Source organism: Streptomyces sp. NPDC030245 (assembly GCF_055572995.1).
In genome coordinates, this window is the sequence record NZ_JBVICF010000002.1 from 103,220 (window position 1) to 121,730 (window position 18,511).

An 18,511-nucleotide genomic window follows, 5' to 3' on the forward strand; every position below is an offset into this window, starting at 1 on the left:
AGCCCCGGGCCAGAAGGGACATTCATGCTGGTTTACGAAGAAAGCAGACCAGTGCGTTTCCCGATGCCACAGGAGCGACCGTGCACGACACAGCGATCCCTCAGCTCTTCCCACCGCACCGCCCTGCCGCTTCCGACACCCGGCCCGCACACCCTCTGCACGGGCAAGTGGCGGCGTTGACCCAACAGGTGCTCCGCGAGCCCCTGTTGCGGGACTCCGACAACCCCCGACGCGGCGCAACGGTCAGTGACGACCTCGCCGCCTGGATCGCCGTACTCACCGAGGACCTGCCCGAGGAACGGGTGGTCGCGCTCTTCCACGTCCGGGCGGCCGCGCACTCGGCGGCCGGTCTCCGGTGCGAGGAGTCACTGGTGCAACAGCACGTGTGCGTCACCGCCCTCAACCAGGCCGCCGCCGACCACACCGGCCGGACCGGCACCGACGGCGATCCGGGCGGCGCCGGCGGGCAGCTCAGTCTGCACCTCCTGGCCATTGCCACCACGGCCATCGTCCACCACTACCGAGGCACGCCCGCAACCGCCGTGAGCCCGCTTCCCGCTCCTACGGCTCCGGCACCCGACACGGCGCCGCGCTGGTGCCTGTCCGCCGCGCAGCTGGGCGAGGACTACAGGACCGCGTTGTCACGGTTCCGTGACGCCAATCCCCAGGCCGTCATCGCCGTCACCGGCACGCACCTGACGGCCTTCACCCACCACCGCCCCCGACAACCAGAGGTGTTCGGCCCGTACGGGCTCGTACCCGTGGTGGACGGCCAGACAGCACGCGCCGCACGGCGAGCCGCCCTCGCCGCCGCGGTCGCCAGGCACTACGGCGAACGCGTGGAGGGCGAACGGGTCCTTCCGCTCGTCGCCGCCCTGGATGTGGCGCCCGACGAGTGCGAGGCGTACATCGCCTCCTCCCTCGGGCCGTTGTACACCACCGAGCGCTACGCACACCTCCTGGAGACGCTCAGCGTCCTGCTGGCGCACAACCTGTGTGTCGCGGCCGCAGCTCGCGCCCTCTACGTGCACCGGCACACCATGACGTACCGCTTGCGCTCGATCCGGGACCTCACCGGTCTCGATCTGAACAACCCCTTCGACCGGATGCGGGCGGAACTCGCCCTCATCCTCAGCCGCACCCGGCACTGGACACTGCCGAAGCCGCGCCGTCACTGAACAGGCACGAAGCCGCACCAGGGCTGGCCGACATGTCCAAATCCGCCACGGTTTCCGCTTGCCCCGGCTCACCGAGGCGCACGTTTCCGGACGGAAGGCACGGTTCGTACGCGTGGGAGCGACCCACCGGATCGTGCCCGAGCAGGAGACCACCATGAAGAACACCATGCGGCGACGGTCGCGGCTGGCCGCCGCGGTCCTGACCGTCGCCACGCTCACCTCCGGAGCGGGGGCGGCGGCCTCCACCGCACCCGCGTGGGCCAGTGCCCCGCAAAGGGTGACGGCCCAGGCCGACGCGGACCCCTTGAACTGCCCGTCAGCAGCCTGCCGGAAGCTGAGCCAGGACGTCGGCTACCCCGACGGCGTCGCCCTGGACGGCAAGGGGAACGTGTACGTCACCGACTACTACGGTGGCGTGCTCAACCAGGCCGACACCAAGAGCGGTGCGTCGAAGCAGGTCGCCACTGGCTTCGACCGGCCCGAGGGGGTTGCCGTCGACGGCCGGACGGCGTACGTGGCCGGCAGCAACTCCTCCAGCACCCTGTGGGCGGTCGACCTCGACTCCGGCTCCAAGAGCGAGGTCGCCACCGGGATCGACGGCGTGCTGACCGGCCTCGCCCTGGACGGGCACGGCTCCGCGTACGTCGCCTCGTACGACAGCGGCAAGGTGTGGCGGATCGATCTGCGCAGTGGCCGCAAGAGCCTGATCGCCTCGGGCATCGGGAGTGCGGACGGGCTCGCGGTGGACCCCTCCAGGAACACCGCCTACGTCACCAGCCACGACGGCGACGGCGCGCTGTGGGCGGTCGACCTGTCCACCGGCCGCAAACACGAGGTGACCACCGGGCTGGGCAACCCCGAGGGCCTCGCGATCAACCCGGCCGGCACCAAGGCATACGTCCCGGACTACGACAACGGCAAGCTGATCCAGGTCGATCTGGAGACCGGCCGCAAGACGGACGTGGTGACCGGGTTCGGCAAGCCCGACGGTGTCGCGATCGACGCGTCGGGGACCGCATACGTCGCCGACTACGACGGTGTCCTGTGGAAGGTCACCGATGTGGAGGACGACGGGTCGCAGCCGACCCCGCCGACACCGCCCGGCCCGAGCGGCGTGGAGATCAAGCAGGCGGAGGGCGTCACGGCCGTCCCCGGTAAGGACGCGGTGCCGAAGGTCACCGTCACCAACAACACCGACCACCGCATCGGCCGCCAGGACGTCACCCTCAACCTCGGCCCCGGCGGCCTGAAGTGGCTCGACCAGCAGAACCTCTACACCTCCCGCGACGGAGGCAAGGAAACCTTCGGCTGCGAGATCATCAAGGACGAGCCCAAGAAGGCCCTGTGCAAGGGCGTCGACGCCAACCTCGCCCCCGGCGAAACCGTCGAACTGCGCACCGTCGTCGGCACCATGGCCTCCCTCAAGCCCTGCGAAGTCCCCCGCGTCAACTTCCAAGTCGGCAACAACGGCAACGCCGACGCCAACTTCGTCATGAAGGACAAGGACGGCAAGCCCGACACCTGCCCCGGCCCGAAGGCCTGACCCCCACACCCCCACACCCCCACGGCCCCTGGCACCGCACACCCAGCGCGGCGTCAGGGGCCTTCACCGGTCATGTCGGGGGACGCTCCCGTGCGGCGGGGTCGGCCCGCGCGGGCAGCAGGAGCAGGGCCAGTTCGGCACGGAGCCGGTGCAGCGGCTGGTCGAGATCCAGGCCAGTCAGGGAACGGATGCAGCGCAGCCGGTAGGTGAGTGTGTGCCGGTGGACGTAGAGGCTCCGGGCCGCGGATGCCGTGCGCAGGCCGTGGGACAGGTAGACCCGCAGGGTGTCGAGAAGGTGGTGGTGCTTCTCGCAGGTGTAGAGCGGCCCCAGACAGGCCGAGAGGAACTCCTCGTGCCTCTCCCGACCCCACTCCAGCGCGCGGATGAGCGGCAGCACCTGGTCGGCGTCGACGTGGTCCGTACCGAAGCGTGCGGCCATGTCGGCGGCGACTTCCGCATACCGTACCGCGCGCACGGTGTCGTCCTCGAGACGGGTGAGCCCGTAGGGAGGGCATCCCTCGGGGGGGTGCGGACGATGGTGGGAGAAGCAGAAGACCCGCCCCTCCACCGAGGAGACGAGCGCCCACGGGTTGGCGACGCGGAAGCGGCCGACCGCCGCCTCGGCCGAGGGCTGGGCCACCGTGACCAGGCACCAGAACAACGGAGTTCGTACATGCGCGGGAAGCCGTGGCTGTTCGGCGGGAGACGCAGGAGACGCGGGGAACTCGGGAGACGTTTCCCGCCGGGCGAGGAATTGGACGGCGTGCCGCGCGGCGTCGCGGGCCGGAAGTGCTCGAATCGCGCGGTACCCGGACGCGATGGCGGAGGTCGCCAAAGCGAGACTGTGTCCGCTCACTTCGTCGAAGAGCTGCATGACACCCACCTTCTCCGCACGGGCCACGGGGCGTTCCGCGTCTCTGGGGGCTACGACGCCTGTGATGCCGCCGCCACTTCCGACGATCGTCGTGGAGACGGCCTCACGGAGCAGCTCGCGAACAGCGTGTTGCAGGAGGATGGCATCCTCCAGCGGGACGCCACGGCCGGCGTGCTCACGGCCACGTTCGTCGAAGCGCGGGCCGATGTCGGATGCGGTGACCTCCCCGTTCAACGCCCCGGCCCAGACGGCGAGGTCAGCGGCCACCTGCCCGGGGGTCCAGTGGTCGGCGAGCGCGATCGGCGCGTTCCCGACGTCGAGCAGTCGACCGGCGAGCGCTCCGGTGTGGTGGCGTACCGCGCGTACCGCCGAGACGAGGGCCGGGGACAACTGGAGCAGTTCGGTGGGGCAGTGTGTGTGAGGGCTGGCGATCACGAGACGTTCATCTCCTTTCGAATACCAACTGTTCTTGACTGAGGAACGGATCGCCTCGTCGAGTCAGAGCCGTCCGAGTGAGAGGACAAGGGCAAGGGCAAGTCAAAGGGGTCTTCACGGGAGCACAGGTGGAGCCACCCGCGCCGTCCCGGCCGAGGCGGCCTCCGACTTCGCGGTAAGCGGCAGTTGATCGCGGCCGCAGTCGTCCACGTATCACTGGCGTGAGCACCCACAGCAGGCCTCCGTTCATGGTTGGTCAGGGTTCCGAGCTCGATGTCACCGCGGGGCGGCTCCCGCGCGATGGCGTGGCAACCGCAACCTGATGTGCGCAGAGCACGTCTGCCGAAATGCAAGTCAGGTTCTGCGTAGGCCACGGGTTTAACAAGATCGGTCGAAAGCGATCGTGCCCATCACCATGCGTGACGACGATGCCCCAACCGGGGGGCGCGGGAGTGCGCCTGCGCATTACGGGGCGCACCACCGCCGCCCCTGCCCGTCACCGTGCTGTACGTCTGCGAGACGACGCACGCCGACGACCAGGCATATGGCACCGAAGGGTCGTACACCTGCCCGCGGCAGCAACAGGTCCCGGCCTGCTTGCAAGAGCGCAGTCGAGGCGTAGTACGTCGAAGGCCGGCCGTACTTGCGCCCCTTGCGCCCACGGAGAGGGTGGTTTGGCTCAGCTGATCAAGAGGCTCTTTCGATGATCCAGATGACCCAGATGACCCAGATGGCAGTTCCTGGCGAGAACGGAAGGACCACCATGCACAGTCACCTCCCCCGAAACACCCGGCGGGCAGCGACGGCCGCGGCGATGGCCGCGCTGCTTCTCCCGCAGGGCATCGCACACGCCGACGACCCGGGCTCCATTCCGGCCAGTAACCCGCAGCACTTCATCAACTTCAATTACGACCTGCCAGGGAACTTCGCCGAGTACCGCTACACCGTCAAGGTCGACACCCCACTGGCCACCGACTTCATCTACTACGCGCACTACCTGTTTGGTAACGCAGACACCGGCTACTACTCGGGCATCCAGCCCCACCCGAACAGGAAGGCCGGGGTCAGGTTCTCCTTCTTCGGCGACGGCGCCACACCTGTCCACCCCAACTGCGGCGGAGGCGCCGACGGCGGACAGGGCGTCACCTGCGGTATCGACGACTTGGACTACGCGCCGGGCCGCTCCTACACGATCACGACCAGGAAGGCGAGCAGCGTCGCCGGAGTGACCTACACGGGCACCATCAAGGACGTCGCCACCGGCGCGGAACGCACGATCGGAGCCTGGCGCGTGGCGCGCGATTTCCCCGGCTTCCAGAACTACGCCGACGCGTTCATCGAGAAGTACGGAGGCGTCAGGACCTGCGCCGACATCCCCGCGGTGAACGTCTCCTACACCGACGTCAAGGTCGACCAGAAGCCCGTGACGTTCAAGACTTACACACACGAGCCGACAAACGTCCCGGGCAACGACATCTACACCTGCGCCAACGTGCCGTACTACACCGTGACAGCCCCGGAACCCGGAAGCTACACCGTCCGCTCACGCGCCGCATCGGGCTGAGCCCGGCGTAGCGGCGCTTGACCACGTAGAGAGAACGTCGGCGTGCGGGCGGCGAGCGCTAGCGCGAGAACAGGGGCGAGGCTGGGCGTACGCACCGCTCGGAAGCGGCTGTGCCGCCGCCTCTACACGATGAGGCCGACCAGCAGTATGAGCACGAGTAGAAGCACGACAACGACCGCAAGAGCGGCCAGTCCAGTCACCCACCCGATGATGCGCCAGGCCACCCCAGTCAGGCGCTCCGCCCGGTCGACGGCCTCCTGATAGACCCGGTCGTCGTCCCAGTCACGGTCCATGGGCACCCCGCCAGCAATCTACAGGTACCGCTCTGTGTGCTCAGGCGGGCTGACGGAGTGCGCTGACCAGAGCGCGCGGGTCGTCTGCGTGGAAGCGGATGGTGTGGGCCTCTTCCGTTGCACCGAGCGGGCGGGTGAAGGGGAGTGGCCGGTTCAGCTCCAGAGTCACCGAGGTCTGGCTGCCCACAATCAGGTCGAGGGCCCCGTCCTTGGAGAGGGTGATCAGGCTGCCTGAGGGATAGCGCCGGTCGACCCGGACCGAGGCCACCGCGTCCGGTGGTACGGCGAGGTCGAAGAGCGCTCCGTAGCGGATCCGCAGAGAGCCGTCGGGGCGCACGACGTGCGGCCGGGTGACGCAGGCTGCGTGCAGGGCCAGCACGAGGACGAGGCCATACAGGTCGAGTACCAGGAGCACCCCGTGGACCACCGGCCAAGGGACGAGCAAGGCCAGAACTACCGTCTCGACACCCATCACGAAGAGCAGCCCGTACATCGTCGCGGTCTGGGGTCCGGTGTACGCGGCAGCGTGGTCCCCGGGGCGTACCCCGTGCGTGCCGCGCCGGGCCCACTGCCCGAGGGAGGCGAGGGCGCGCAGTTCGTGGAGGACCAAGCGGCGGACCGTCATCGGCACCGGCACCGCCTCCTGTACGGCGGACCGCCGTGCCGCCCGGCGGTCCGCGCCGTGGGCGCGCGCGGCAACGTACAGCGAGTGCAGCACCCATGCCTCCCACAGCAACACCACGAGCACCAGCGCCTCGGCGCCCGCCAGCACCCACCCGGGAGGCCGGACCCCGGCCACCAGGCAGGCTGCCAGGGCCAGTTCTCCCGGCAGCACGGCGGCCACCGCACCCCGCGCCGCCCGTACACCCCTTGGTCGGCCGCTCATCCCCGGCCCCTTCCGACGAAGGCCTCCATGAGCCGGCTGACGACCTCCGCTTGCGCGGGGGTGTACTCGGCGAGCAGCGCCTCCTTGAACCCGGTCACGACCACCCCGTCCTCAGGGATCGCGGCGAACAACTCCGCGGGTACGGCTGCCATCAGGTCGGCTGCCAGAGGTGCGATCCGCGGATCGTTGGTGGGGGCTTCGGCGAGAGCATCGAGGCGCTCATACAGTTGGATCATCGCGGGATCGGCGACCACCGCCCCGAGCAGCCCGAGCATCTCTGGGTCAGCGGTGCTGGTGGCGTCCAGCAACGCGGCGTACTCGCGGTCCTTGGCCGCGCTCGGCGAGTCTGTCGGGGGGTCTGTTCGGGGGGCTTGTGCCAGCAGTGCGGCGAGGGCGGGTGAGACGGGCCCGGTCGCGCCGGGCGGCTCGGCGAGCAGGGCGCCGATCCGGCAGCGGCGCTCCCTGATGTCGGCTTCCTGCCGGGCCAGGTCGGCGTCGAGTTCTTCCAATATCTCGGTCAGTTCGCGCCCGGCATCGTTGGCGAGGACGTCGCGCACTTCATCTAGGCTGAGGCCGAGTTCGGTGAGCCTGCGCAGCCTGGCGAGCAGGACGGCGTCGCGGACGCTGTAGGCCCGGTAGCCGTTGGCGCGCCGCTCCGGTTCCGGAAGCAGCCCGACATGGTGGTAGTGCCGAATCGCCCGGGTGGTGAGCCCCACGATCGCGGCGATCTCTCCGATTCGCATGCCGCCAGTAGAAACCCTGCCGTTGCGTCAAGGTCAAGCGCTGATGCAAGGGGGCCTGCACACCGGAGTGGTACGCCCTCGCCAGCGCACGTATCTGGCCAGCGTCAACCGCTCCTACTAACGACGGAACCGGGCCGCCGTGGCCGGAAGTTGTGCTCTGGAGATCGAGCCCATGTGCTCGGCGGGTGTGTCGGCTTCTGCCGGTGAGGAGCTGTTCGAGGTGAACGCTTCTTATGCCCTGCGCAGACGACATCGGCTTAGCCCTGAACACACCGCTGAACTACCGGTTCACCTACCGCCGTTACCCCGCAGGCACGTCCATCCGCCTGAGCAACACGGGCTCTATTTGCTCCCACGCCGCATCCGTGCGGGGGCCGTTACGAAACGGCTCAGCCGGTAGGTGGTCGGCAGCGCGAGACGCCCGCACAGCGTGTCGATCCGAATGATTGACTCCTCGATGCCTGCTTCCCGAAGGTGACGCAACCGCGTACGCATCTCCGCCTGGTCCCGAGTCTCAACGATCACTTCCCACTGCCCCGCGTCCGGCGCGGTGCTAGCAGCAAGCCGCCGCCGTGCGCCCTCTTGCCGCCTTCTTTTCCCCTGTCCTGGCACCTGCCCAGAATCACTGGCCGGTGCCACGACGGCAAGGCAATTGGACCGAGCACGCACACGCTCGGTGATCTTTGTCAGCCAGACCCCAGGAGACCGGACGGCGCTTCAACTTCGTCGGCGCTCTCTGATCCCGGCCGATGTGAACAGTTGGACGGTCAGTTCCGCCGGGGCGCCACTTCGGAGTGCACAGGCGCGGATGCAGCACGCGCCACCCGGCGCAAACCGGCCGCCCGATGCGAGCCCCGTCGGCTGGCCGACGGACTACCCGCTCCCCCGGTGTGCGCACAATGGCCCGAATTGCTTTAGCGTTCAACCGAATCGACCGGCATGCTGACCACTAGGCCGACGACCACCCGGTCACCAGCCCGCCCAACATCCCCATCCCCAATCCGTCACGGGAGATGAGTTGACATGAGCGAGACCCTGCCGCTCCGCCTCCACCACCACGCCTGGATCACCGACGACCAGGAAGCCAACCGACGCTTCTACGAGGATGTGATCGGCCTGCCCCTGATCGCCACATGGACCGAGCGCGAGGTGCTGTTAGGAACCGAGCGCGTCTACAGTCACACCCTCTACGGCCTGGCCGACGGCAGTGCGCTCGCCTTCTTCCAGTTCGCGAACCCCAAGGACCAGGAGGAGTTCAAGACCGCCATCAATTCCACCCCCGTGCGCCACATCGCCTTCAAGGTCGAAGCGGAGGCCCAGGAAGCCATACGCGAGCGCGTCACCGCGGCCGGCCACGCGGAGACGAACGCCCATGTAATCGACCACGGATACTGCGTCTCGCTGTACATCACGGATCCCAACGGGCTGATACTGGAGTTCGCTGTCGACCACCCCGAGGTGGAAAAGATCGACGCCGAGCGGCGAGCCACAGCACACGAGGACCTCTCCCGCTGGCTCGCCGGCGACCACACCAGCAACAACCGCTGGCGCTGACCGCTCCTCCAGCTTGGCTTTGAACCGGGACCACCCGCCGCAGAGCAGGCTGAGCGCCAGAGAGCCCACGAGCAACGCATGCGCACGCAGCTCGCTGAAGCGGAGGGAACTCCGCGCTACTCGGCATGTCGCTCCGGAACAGCGTTACGAGGCTCTTCGCGCTCACGCCGGGCTGCGCCGTGGTCCGTACCCCTCCACCCGCCAAAGCGGGCAACCAGGCACCGGGCGCGCGATGTACTAGGCCGAGAGCCCGTCGCAAGATGGGCGCCTGGTGGCCAGTCAGTGCGCGCGGCGAACGCCACGGCGGCGACGAGGGACTTTGGGCCGCCTCGGCTCCAGCCCCTCCACGTCGTGTACAGGGGCATCACCGTAGTCGGGCGCCAGGAACAGGCCTTGCCATTGCGGCTTGGGCCCCGCTGCAACCGGGCGGATGACCGGCTCCACTCGCCGTCGCTGCATTGCCTCGTGCATGTAGTACACCTCACTCGCCTACGAACTCGTGCGACCACGGGTCATGTCACGTGGCCGGGACGAGGGCTGGACGGCAGCCCATCATCAATGTCCCGTCATACCCGCGATCTGGCATCGCTCACATGGCCGACACAACCGATCCCGTGCTCGAACGACGGCCCGACGCACCTCACGGCCCGGCGGACCGCTCGTATACGTGATGGCGGGAGCGGTCTACGAGCGTGCACAGGCCCGGTGCGACCCTGCGGAGCAGGCTCCCTGACCACCGCATGGGTGCCGGGGACCCATTTGACGACCTCGACGCCTCCATATGTGAGCTCGAAAACTGCCTGGGGCTCGGCCGCCAACTCTTGGCGGCCCGGGCTACGCACCCGACTAGGCGGCGGCCTCACCACGGCGCGCCTGAACGTGCCGCTTCAGCGAGCGGCAGCGGGATTGACTCGGCCTTCCGGCGTCTGACCCGCGACGCCCCCCGCACCGCACCTTCGGCCACCCCGACAGCGTCGGCGCTGCCCTGCTCGACACCGCCACACTCCTCCCCACCCCGGCCGCTGTGGCTCTGGCTGATGTCACCGCGGCGGACGCGAAGGGAAGCTACCGAGCGGAACATGTCTTTCAGCTTGCCGCAGCGGACTCTGCCACCCCCGGTCGTGGAAACGCCCTCCGGAACAGTCCGTTCAGGCAGGGTGCTCGCACCCCATGAGGCGAGCAGTTTCCGCCAGCATCCCCCGGTGGTGTGCGAGCCAGTCGTCCGGCAGGTCGACGGGAACCCGGACCGTGACCATGGACGTGGTGACGTCCTCGACGATCACCTCAGGACAGCCGCGCTCGCCCCGGAGCCGCAGGGAGAGCGTGGGTCCGCGTTCGGCGCTCATCCACGCGGCGTCCTCACCGGCTTCGAGCCGATCCAAGACGCGCCCCCACTGCAGCAGCCTCGACGGCCACAGGGCGAACTGCAGGCGGCCACGGACGAAGTGCGTCTCGACGACGATCTCTGCCGAGCGCATGTGCGATTGCCCCGGGTACGTTCCGAGGACGGTGACGCGGATGCTGTTGCCCTCTTCGTCGGCGAAGAGGATGAGGTCCCTGGGGAAGGAAGTGGCGTCGCCGGTGGTGCTATCCGCACTGGGTCCGGGGCCTGTCATGGTCGTCCTCTCCTGCTCCGCGGCCGTCTCCCGCGGAGCAGCGTTTCGGTAACGGGTATTGGTTGTGTGCTGAGAAGCTTTCTGCGCAGGCTGGTATCTGGCTGATGAGTGGCCGGGCGTGATGCAGATCAGTCGCAACCGATGTCTGCGGGGGGGGGATCCGAATCAGAGGGAGACCTGTGCTGTTCTACGAGAGTCGCACGACTCTCCCCACCAGCGAAGACGTCCCCATCACGCACGTGTACTTCCGGGCAGCAGCGGAACCCACGGCGCTGCGCCACACGCAGCGCCTGAACGACGAGGCGGTACAGCGGTTCCTCGATGCCCGGGAGGAACTGACGTGGACCACAAAGCACCTCGGACTGCCGACCGCTGACCGCGAGGGCATCAGCCGCTTCGCCGAGGGCATGACGTGCCTCATCAGCGGGGTACACGACCTGCACCTGGAAAGCTCCCGTTACACCGCAACCGCCGGGCGCTTCTCGCCGTTGGAAGCCGGATACGTGGACGACATGCGCCTCGGTGACTTCTATCCCGCTCAGCGCCGCCTGGGCCGCCGGCCGGTCGGCGCGGGCGGCGTGTGAGGACATCAGGTATGCCGGGCGGTGCTGTGCGGCAGGCCCCGGTCGGGCGCGCGCCCCTGGGCCGGGGTCTTGCTGTCTTACGACCGTCCCCTCGCAGCTCAACCGAGTCCATCCGGCGCCCCCGCCACACAGCACAGCAACGGATAGCGGTACGTGGCGACGAGAGGGTTGACGGTACAGGGGTGCGGCAGGAACCCGGCAAGCCGTCGTCACGCACTACGCTGACATCCCCTTCCCACAGTCCAGGGAGCAGCGTGCCGCCGTCCTTCGTCCACCGGATAACCAAGTACGACCCCGCCGACCGCGATGAGCGCGGGCACTACCACGGTGCTGAGGACACGGTGAGCGACCACGGGCCGGTCGAAGCGGCGTACTTGGAGGCGGTCGCCGCCTTCGCGCAGGAGTCGGGCATCAACCGGCTGGAGATCCGTGAACCGGAGGTCACGGGCTTCGTCAACTTCGGTCTGGAGGCGCCCGTCGAGGGCCACGGCCTGGCCGGGCTGTTCCCGCCCGATCTCACCGGCTACTACGACGGTGCCGAAGTCTCCGTGCCGGTCGCGCTGGAACTGGTCCGGGCCATGCTCCGTGACCAGGGCGCCTGGTGCCGGCTGGAGCAGCAGGACACCTTCACCGTGCACGTCGGGTGGGACCAGTACCTGTACGTCGGCAGCGACAGCCCTGTGCATCAGCCGTTGCCCGGACCCGCGAGCTGGGCCTGTTCGCGGAGCCGATCACAGCGTCGCCGTACGCCGCAGATCTTGAGGAACCAGAGGTGATCCAGGCCGCGGACGAGGAGTTCTGGGAACGAGTACGCGCCGAACTGGCCCCACCGCAGGTAGGTCTCCTCCTGGAGGAGACCTACCTGCGCAATGCCACCCGCTGGCACCGTCTCACCGAGACCAACCTCGATGCCGTCCGCGCCGTGCTCGGCCCACGTGCGCTCCTGACCGTCTGGCCCGACCTCACCCCTGATGTCGATGCGGTCCTGGCCACGCTGCCCGAGGACGAATCCGTGGACTTCGTGTGGGAGGCAAAGGACGGAACGCTCCACCACGTGACCGTCGACGAGACCCGCCACCAACAGCTCACCACTTGGGCGGCAGGCGCGAGGGCGGCTTGCTTCCTGCCTCTGGCCGTCGACGAACGCCACCCACTGCTCCACGCTGCTCTGCCCGACAGTGACGGCGTGCTGCGTGCCAGGTGGTGACCTGATCTCCCATATTCCGTCTACGAGGCCGTCCCACATGACTACGCGCTCGCGGATTCGGCTTGCGAGACTCGCGAACTACGGTGCTCCGTCACAGCACCCCGCCGTCGACGAGTGGAGCGGACACGGTGCGCCCGGCCGGGCCCAGTTGTCAGTGGGAGCGGCAACAATCCCCCTATGACCTCACCCCAGCGTCTCGACGAGTTTCTCACTGACATGCACTTGGAGGAGGCGGCCACGTTCACGGCCGTGCACGGCGCCGACGAGGACGCCGTGATCCGCCTCTTCGGCGGTGACCCCGGACGAACCCGCCCCCTGAGCCTTGAGGACTTGGGCGAGTACTACGACGGGGGCTTAATCCTGGTCTCCCGGTCAGGACCGGCAGTCGTCGTCGTTGAACACAACGACTATCAAGGTGCGCGCGAGGAAGTGCTGCGCCCGCTGTCCCGCCTTGGCCGTACAGCCAGTGCCTACTGGAATGTCAACATGGCCTGCCGCCTGAGCCTGGCCGAGAACGGCCTGATCTCCTCCTCCTTCGACACGCTCGATCCCGAGAACGCCCACGGTGCGCGCCCCGGCGCCTGGCGGCCTCTGCTGCACGACCTTGACCTGGAAGGCAGGCGCGGCTGCGGAGCGAGCCTGGCAGCCGTCGAACGCGCCACGGGCGCACGGTTCGATCAGGCGTGGGTACAGGGCGCGCACCGCGCCGTACAGATCACCCCGGTGCCTGACTACCTGCTCGGGCAGGAGCTCATCCACTCCCCCCTGCTGAAGCGGGAGCCCTTCCTCACCTACCTGGCAGCTCTGGGGCCCGCCATGCTGGGGCGGATGCGCCGCCACGCCCTGGACCTGGCCCTGGCCCACGCCGACCTGCGCGAGCATCCTCTGACCCTGGCCGCCCTCACCGTGGACGCCCTCCCGGCCGCGGCGCGCGAGCGGCTGCGCGAGGACCTCGCGGCCGCCCACGACCAGGCGCTCCAGCGGGCGTTCGCGATGCTGGACAAGGAGCCTGAGGACGTCGAAGTCGAGTGGGAGCGTCCATCACATCTGGTCTTCCGCCAGGCCATCGTCTTCAACGCCCTCGCCGAGTGCGTCGCCGCCAACCTGCCCACCCCGGCCAGCCACCTGCCGGACGTCCTCAGCGACCTTGTCTCGGCGATGACCGGGGACGGTGCGCGGGTCCGTGAGTTCTCGATGGTGCAACACCTCCACAACGCAGCACAGCGCACAGCATGACAACTGGTGCACCATGCGACCCGGGCAGTCGGCCCGCGAGGGATGGCCGCCCGACCTGACCGGGCACCACGACGGGCCGGCTGGGAGCAGACTCGTCCGCATCCCCGGTGTGACGGCGTAGGCGGACGCTCTACATTCCGCCCTGTGTGGGACGGGCAACGGCACATGTCCGGATCCTCTCCACCACCGCCGCGTGGAGGGACACGAGGGCGTGTGCCGTTGAGGCTTCGAGCCGCTGGCCCTGAGCGACGACGGCACAGTCGTCGAGATCAGGATCGCCTCGACCCACTGACAGCGCGAACATCGACGCGGCGCAGGGCTGATACGCGGCTGATACACAACCGCGCGGCAGCGGAAGCTCCGCCCTGACGGCCCGGAAGCCGCCTTCCCCAAGGCTGTGCACGTACCCGATGTCCGGTGTACGCGTACCTGGCCTTGGGAGGCGGTTGACGTGTTCGTACGTGCCCACTGTGCTGTCCGCACTGTGCTGGGGGGACCTTCGCGGGGCCGCCGGCGTACGACGTGGGCCCTGACCGCTGCGCTGCTCGTCGGCTGCACCGGGGGGCTGCTCGCTTTCGTCGGCGAGAGTGACACCGGCGCGAGTGGCCGGGGAGGCGTTGTCGCACGGCATTCCTCGATGCCACGGGGTGTCGCCGACCGGCTGGAACTGCCGTGGCCCAAGGAGGGACAGGCGGCCATCGCGGTGGAGAAGGTCGGGGCCCTCGGCGTCGAGGGGGCACAGGCACGGCAATCCGTGCCCATCGCCAGTCTCACCAAGGTGATGACCGCGTACGTGATCTTGAAAGACCATCCGCTGAAGGACGGCGACGACGGGCCGGTGATCAAGGTCGACGAGCAGGCCGCTGCCGAGGCCCACTCGCTCAGCGAGTCCACCGCCCCCGTACGCCAGGGGCAGAGGCTCTCCCAACGCAAGCTGTTGGAGCTGATGCTGCTGCCGTCCGGGAACAACGTCGCCCGGCTGCTGGCCCTTTGGGACTCGGGAAGCCAGCAGAAGTTCACGGCGAAGATGAACGCCGCCGCAGCCCGGCTCGGGATGGCGGACACCACGTACACCGGCGCCAGCGGTTTCGAGACCACCACCCGGTCCACCGCCGCCGACCAGCTCACACTCGCCCGCGAGGCGATGAAGGACCCGACACTGCGTGCGACGGTGGCCCTGCGCAGCACGAAGCTGCCCGGGCACAACGAACCGGTGCTGAACACCAACAAGCTGCTGGAGCGGCCCGAGGTGATCGGTCTGAAGACCGGATCGAGCACCCCGGCGGGCGGCAACCTGATGTGGGCGGCCGAGATACCGGACGGCAAGAAGCACCATGTCGTGTACGGCGTCGTCCTCTCCCAGCGTGTGGGCACCTCCCCGACCGAGGGAAATCAGGCGGCCCTGGCCGGTAGCGGCCGACTCCTCGACGCCCTTCAGGAGCGGCTGCCCGCCGCCCTCGCGGCGAACGGCGACAGCGAGGGCTGGGCCGGGGACGGGGACAGGAACGGGCACAAGAACGGGGGCGGTCGTTGATGAGCGAGAACACCGTCACCAGCAGTACCGACTCCCGTCGTCCCACGGCAGACCCGGTCGACATACCGCACACGGGTACATGGCGCACGGGAATATGGCGCACATGTATGTGGCGCACCCGCACATGGCACACAGGTACGTGGCGACGAGGTCGGCTCGTCGCCGCTGCCGCCGTACTCTGCGCCCTGCTCATGGTCCTCAACACCCACATCCCGAACAACGTCGGGAACCTCGGCAGTCTGCTCCAGACCGTGCTGCCCTGGACGGGCCTGAGTGTGGTGGCGCTGTTGGCGGCCGCCGTGGCGCGTCGCTCCGCCCTCGCGGCCGCCGCCGTGCTGATCCCCGCCGTCACCTGGTGCTCGCTGTTCGCGGGCACGTTCCTCGACAAGCGTTCCAGTGGCGGGGACTTGGTCGTGGTCAGCCACAACGTGCACGAGGGGAACCGCGATCCGCGCGGGACCGCGCGGGCGCTGGCCGCCTCGGGTGCCGATGTCGTGGCCCTGGAGGAACTGTCCCGGCCCGCCCTCTCGGCGTACGAGGACGAACTGGCGCACGCCTACCGCTACTCCGAGGTGCGCGAGGGCGTCGGGCTGTGGAGCAAGCACCCGCTCAAGGCCGTGCGACCGGTGGAGATCATGCCCTGGACGCGGGCCCTGCGCGCCACCATCGAGACCCCGAAGGGGCCCGTCGCCCTCTACGTCGCGCACCTCGCCTCCGTGCGCGTCCTGCCGAGCTCCGGATTCACCACGGAGCGCCGCAATGAGGCGGCGGGAAAGCTGGCCGATGCCGTACGGGCTGAGCGGCTCGCACGGGTCGTCGTGGTCGGTGATTTCAATGGGGCGGCCGAGGACTCGGCACTGGACCCCCTGACCCGGCAGCTGCGTTCGGTGCAGCGGGAGGCGGGGGCCGGGTTCGGCTTCACGTGGCCCGCCTCGTTCCCCTTGGTTCGCCTCGACCAGATCATGGTCAAGGGGGTCACTCCGGTCTCCTCGTGGACCCTGCCCGCCACCGGCAGTGATCATCTTCCGGTCGCGGCCTCTCTCGGTCTGTGACGCCGCCGCCCTTACGCAGCACGCGGCCTGCCGCGGGGCGGGGCCCCACGTAGCTACGCTTCGATCATCAGTCAGTCGCCAGGAACGTTCGGAAGGTAAGTCCTTGCCCCAACCCCCCGTCCCGAGCACGGTCAGCGTGCTCGTGGTCGAAGATGACGCGGTCATCCGCCGCGCCGTTCAACTGGCCCTCGAACGCTACGGGTACGAGGTCTCGGTCGCCGAGGACGGCCTCGGGGGCCTTGAGGCGTACCGGGCAGGACAGCACGATCTGCTCATCCTGGACGTGATGCTGCCGGGCCTTGACGGCATCGGCCTGTGCCGGCGCATCCGCGACGAGAGCCTCGTACCCATCTTGATGATGTCCGCCCGCGGCGACGCCCTCGACGTCGTGTCCGGTCTTGAGGCAGGAGCGGACGACTACGTGGTCAAGCCCGTCGACATCGGCATCATGGTCGCCCGAATCCGAGTGCTGCTGCGTCGTGCCACGTTCCACCCGGGGGCCGCCGGGCCCGGCCCCGGTGCCGGACCCGGACCCGATGCCCATGCCGACAGCGGTTCCGGGGACGGCCCGCTCGTCTTCGGTGACCTGTCCATCGACCTCCGCGGGCTGACCGTGAGCCGAGCCGGGGCGGTTGTCCCCCTCACCCCCACCGAGCTGCGCCTGCTCCTGACGTTCGCCGAGCACCCCGGCATCGTGCTCGACCGGCGCCGCCTGCTGCGCGAGGTCTGGGACTACGGCTGGGAGGGCGACACCCGCGTCGTCGACCTGTGCGTGGTGCGGCTGCGCAAGAAGATCGGCGCGGACCGCATCAAGACCGTCCGCGGCTTCGGCTACAAACTCGAACGGTCCTGAAACGGCGCCCATGGGATTCCTCAACCCCCGCGCCCTGCGCTGGAAGATCGCCGCCCTGACCGCGGCCGCCTGCTGCGCGGTCGCCACCGTCATCGGCCTGCTCGTGCACCAGTCCACGCAAGACCACGGGCAGCGGGCGGGGCGCGACCGGGCTGTCACTCAACTGCACGCCGCCGAGCAGGAGTACGCCCGTACCGGCGAAAGGCCCGCCGCTGCCGACCTCATGACGCGGGGCGAGGTGCCGGGGCCCCTGGCCCGCGACCTCGCGGGGCTGGGCCGGAGCGGCGAGTACGCCCTCTGGTACGACGAGAAGCCACCGAACTGGTACTGGATGTGGGCGGCCGTGCCCGTCGGCGACAGGGTGCTCGTCGTACGCACCGACATGAGCGCCGAGGTGCGCAGCCTCCAACTCCTCGACCGCAGCATCGTCAAGGCCGTACTCGCCGCGCTCGCCGTCACCGTCCCCCTCGCCGCGCTCGCCACCGAGCCGATCAACCGGCGGCTGCGGCACGGCGCCCGCACCGCCCGCAGGATCGCCGACGGTGACCTCGACGCCCGCATCGGGCACCGCGGGCGGGCCCGTGACGAGATCACCGAGATGTCCACGGCCATGGACGTCATGGCCGCCGCTCTCCAGCAGAGGCTGGAGTCGGAACGGCGCTTCACCGCCGACGTGGCCCATGAACTGCGTACCCCGTTGATGGGCCTCGTCACCGCCGCCGGCCTGCTCCCCGACCACGACGAGGCCGCGGACCTGGTACGCACCGAGGTGGACGCGCTGCGCGGCCTGACCGAGGACCTCCTGGAGATCTCCCGCCTCGACGCAGGTGTCGAGCACGCCAGGCTCGACGAGGTTCCCTTGGGCGAACTGGTCACCGACGTGGTCCGACGCCTCGGCGGCGTCGACGAAGTGAGTGTCCGGGACGCGCACGTCGTGCGTACCGACCCGCGCCGGGTGGAACGCGTCCTCAGCAACCTCATCACCAACGCGCAGCGGCACGGCGCTGCCCCCGTCCAGGTCACCGTCACCGGGGCTCGGATCGCCGTACGCGACCACGGTCCCGGCTTCCCCGCCGAGCTGCTGGACCACGGGCCGCAGCGCTTTCGCACGGGCGCCGCCGAACGCGGACGCGGCCACGGGCTCGGACTGACCATCGCGCTCGGCCAGGCAGCGGTACTCGGCGCGCGGCTGACCTTCGCCAACGCCGCGGATGAAGGGGCGGACGCCGCAGACGGAGGGGCGATCGCCACTCTTGAACTAGCCCACTCCCCCAGCAGCTGATCCTGCGCGCCCACCCCGCCCGTGCGCGGCCCTGAGAGGGTTTCTCGGCGTTCGGCGGGGTAATTGCGCGTTCATCG

The 18,511-nt window shown here is 69.1% G+C and carries 17 protein-coding genes; 12 read left to right on the plus strand and 5 right to left on the minus strand.

Annotated elements, in window-relative coordinates:
• The first annotated feature begins 167 nt into the window (after window positions 1–167).
• Both ACZ4Z4_RS05090 and ACZ4Z4_RS05095 read left to right on the plus strand, forming a co-directional pair.
• The gene (locus ACZ4Z4_RS05090) at window positions 168–1,178 is read left to right on the plus strand and encodes a PucR family transcriptional regulator (protein WP_468322375.1); all 1,011 of its coding nucleotides are present in this window, start codon (window positions 168–170) and stop codon (window positions 1,176–1,178) included.
• A gap of 112 nt (window positions 1,179–1,290) precedes the next feature.
• Window positions 1,291–2,721: an SMP-30/gluconolactonase/LRE family protein gene (locus ACZ4Z4_RS05095; protein WP_468322377.1), complete on the plus strand. Its 1,431-nt coding sequence runs from the start codon at window positions 1,291–1,293 to the stop codon at window positions 2,719–2,721.
• A 70-nt stretch (window positions 2,722–2,791) separates the two neighbouring features.
• On the opposite strand, the gene ACZ4Z4_RS05100 is transcribed toward ACZ4Z4_RS05095, so the two are convergent.
• A complete protein-coding gene (locus ACZ4Z4_RS05100) occupies window positions 2,792–4,030 on the minus strand; it encodes a PucR family transcriptional regulator (protein ID WP_468322380.1) in 1,239 nt (412 codons plus the stop codon).
• A 763-nt stretch (window positions 4,031–4,793) separates the two neighbouring features.
• Here ACZ4Z4_RS05100 and ACZ4Z4_RS05105 point away from each other — a divergent pair.
• Window positions 4,794–5,594 (plus strand): DUF3472 domain-containing protein, encoded by an 801-nt coding sequence (locus tag ACZ4Z4_RS05105; RefSeq protein WP_468322383.1) that lies wholly within the window; start codon window positions 4,794–4,796, stop codon window positions 5,592–5,594.
• Window positions 5,595–5,716: 122 nt separating this feature from the next.
• Here the strand turns inward: ACZ4Z4_RS05105 and ACZ4Z4_RS05110 are convergent, their stop codons facing one another.
• From ACZ4Z4_RS05110 to ACZ4Z4_RS05120, 3 genes are read right to left on the minus strand one after another with little or no spacing between them, the layout of a single operon-like run.
• Entirely contained in the window at window positions 5,717–5,887 is a 171-nt protein-coding gene (locus ACZ4Z4_RS05110) for a hypothetical protein (RefSeq protein ID WP_468322385.1), read from the minus strand.
• A 40-nt stretch (window positions 5,888–5,927) separates the two neighbouring features.
• Window positions 5,928–6,773 carry a hypothetical protein gene (locus ACZ4Z4_RS05115; protein ID WP_468322387.1) on the minus strand — a complete coding sequence of 282 codons (846 nt, stop codon included), beginning with the start codon at window positions 6,771–6,773 and terminating at the stop codon, window positions 5,928–5,930.
• The gene (locus tag ACZ4Z4_RS05120; RefSeq protein WP_468322389.1) at window positions 6,770–7,516 is read right to left on the minus strand and encodes a MerR family transcriptional regulator; all 747 of its coding nucleotides are present in this window, start codon (window positions 7,514–7,516) and stop codon (window positions 6,770–6,772) included. Before ACZ4Z4_RS05120 ends, ACZ4Z4_RS05115 begins: the two co-directional genes overlap by 4 nt.
• A gap of 1,023 nt (window positions 7,517–8,539) precedes the next feature.
• On the opposite strand from ACZ4Z4_RS05120, the gene ACZ4Z4_RS05125 reads away from it, so the two are divergent.
• Window positions 8,540–9,070 carry a VOC family protein gene (locus tag ACZ4Z4_RS05125; RefSeq protein ID WP_468322393.1) on the plus strand — a complete coding sequence of 177 codons (531 nt, stop codon included), beginning with the start codon at window positions 8,540–8,542 and terminating at the stop codon, window positions 9,068–9,070.
• A 1,148-nt stretch (window positions 9,071–10,218) separates the two neighbouring features.
• Here the strand turns inward: ACZ4Z4_RS05125 and ACZ4Z4_RS05130 are convergent.
• A complete protein-coding gene (locus ACZ4Z4_RS05130; RefSeq protein ID WP_468322396.1) occupies window positions 10,219–10,686 on the minus strand; it encodes a DUF5959 family protein in 468 nt (155 codons plus the stop codon).
• A gap of 179 nt (window positions 10,687–10,865) precedes the next feature.
• On the opposite strand from ACZ4Z4_RS05130, the gene ACZ4Z4_RS05135 reads away from it, so the two are divergent.
• From ACZ4Z4_RS05135 to ACZ4Z4_RS05170, 8 genes are all read left to right on the plus strand, one after another.
• Window positions 10,866–11,270 carry a hypothetical protein gene (locus tag ACZ4Z4_RS05135; protein ID WP_468322398.1) on the plus strand — a complete coding sequence of 135 codons (405 nt, stop codon included), beginning with the start codon at window positions 10,866–10,868 and terminating at the stop codon, window positions 11,268–11,270.
• A 254-nt stretch (window positions 11,271–11,524) separates the two neighbouring features.
• Window positions 11,525–12,046, plus strand: a complete 522-nt coding sequence (locus ACZ4Z4_RS05140; protein ID WP_468322401.1) for a hypothetical protein — start codon at window positions 11,525–11,527, stop codon at window positions 12,044–12,046.
• Window positions 12,043–12,477 (plus strand): hypothetical protein, encoded by a 435-nt coding sequence (locus ACZ4Z4_RS05145; RefSeq protein WP_468322404.1) that lies wholly within the window; start codon window positions 12,043–12,045, stop codon window positions 12,475–12,477. Before ACZ4Z4_RS05140 ends, ACZ4Z4_RS05145 begins: the two co-directional genes overlap by 4 nt.
• Window positions 12,478–12,654: 177 nt before the next feature.
• On the plus strand, window positions 12,655–13,713 hold the full coding sequence (locus tag ACZ4Z4_RS05150; protein ID WP_468322407.1) for a DUF6461 domain-containing protein: 1,059 nt from the start codon (window positions 12,655–12,657) through the stop codon (window positions 13,711–13,713).
• Between the two features lie 637 nt (window positions 13,714–14,350).
• A complete protein-coding gene (locus ACZ4Z4_RS05155; RefSeq protein WP_468322409.1) occupies window positions 14,351–15,247 on the plus strand; it encodes a D-alanyl-D-alanine carboxypeptidase family protein in 897 nt (298 codons plus the stop codon).
• Window positions 15,248–15,354: 107 nt separating this feature from the next.
• Complete coding sequence (locus ACZ4Z4_RS05160) at window positions 15,355–16,299, plus strand: endonuclease/exonuclease/phosphatase family protein (RefSeq protein WP_468322412.1); 945 nt, start codon at window positions 15,355–15,357, stop codon at window positions 16,297–16,299.
• A 103-nt stretch (window positions 16,300–16,402) separates the two neighbouring features.
• Window positions 16,403–17,152, plus strand: coding sequence for a two-component system response regulator CseB (gene cseB, locus ACZ4Z4_RS05165; RefSeq protein WP_468322415.1), 750 nt, complete (start codon window positions 16,403–16,405; stop codon window positions 17,150–17,152).
• Between the two features lie 10 nt (window positions 17,153–17,162).
• Complete coding sequence (locus tag ACZ4Z4_RS05170) at window positions 17,163–18,434, plus strand: sensor histidine kinase (RefSeq protein WP_468322418.1); 1,272 nt, start codon at window positions 17,163–17,165, stop codon at window positions 18,432–18,434.
• The last annotated feature ends 77 nt before the right edge of the window (window positions 18,435–18,511 follow it).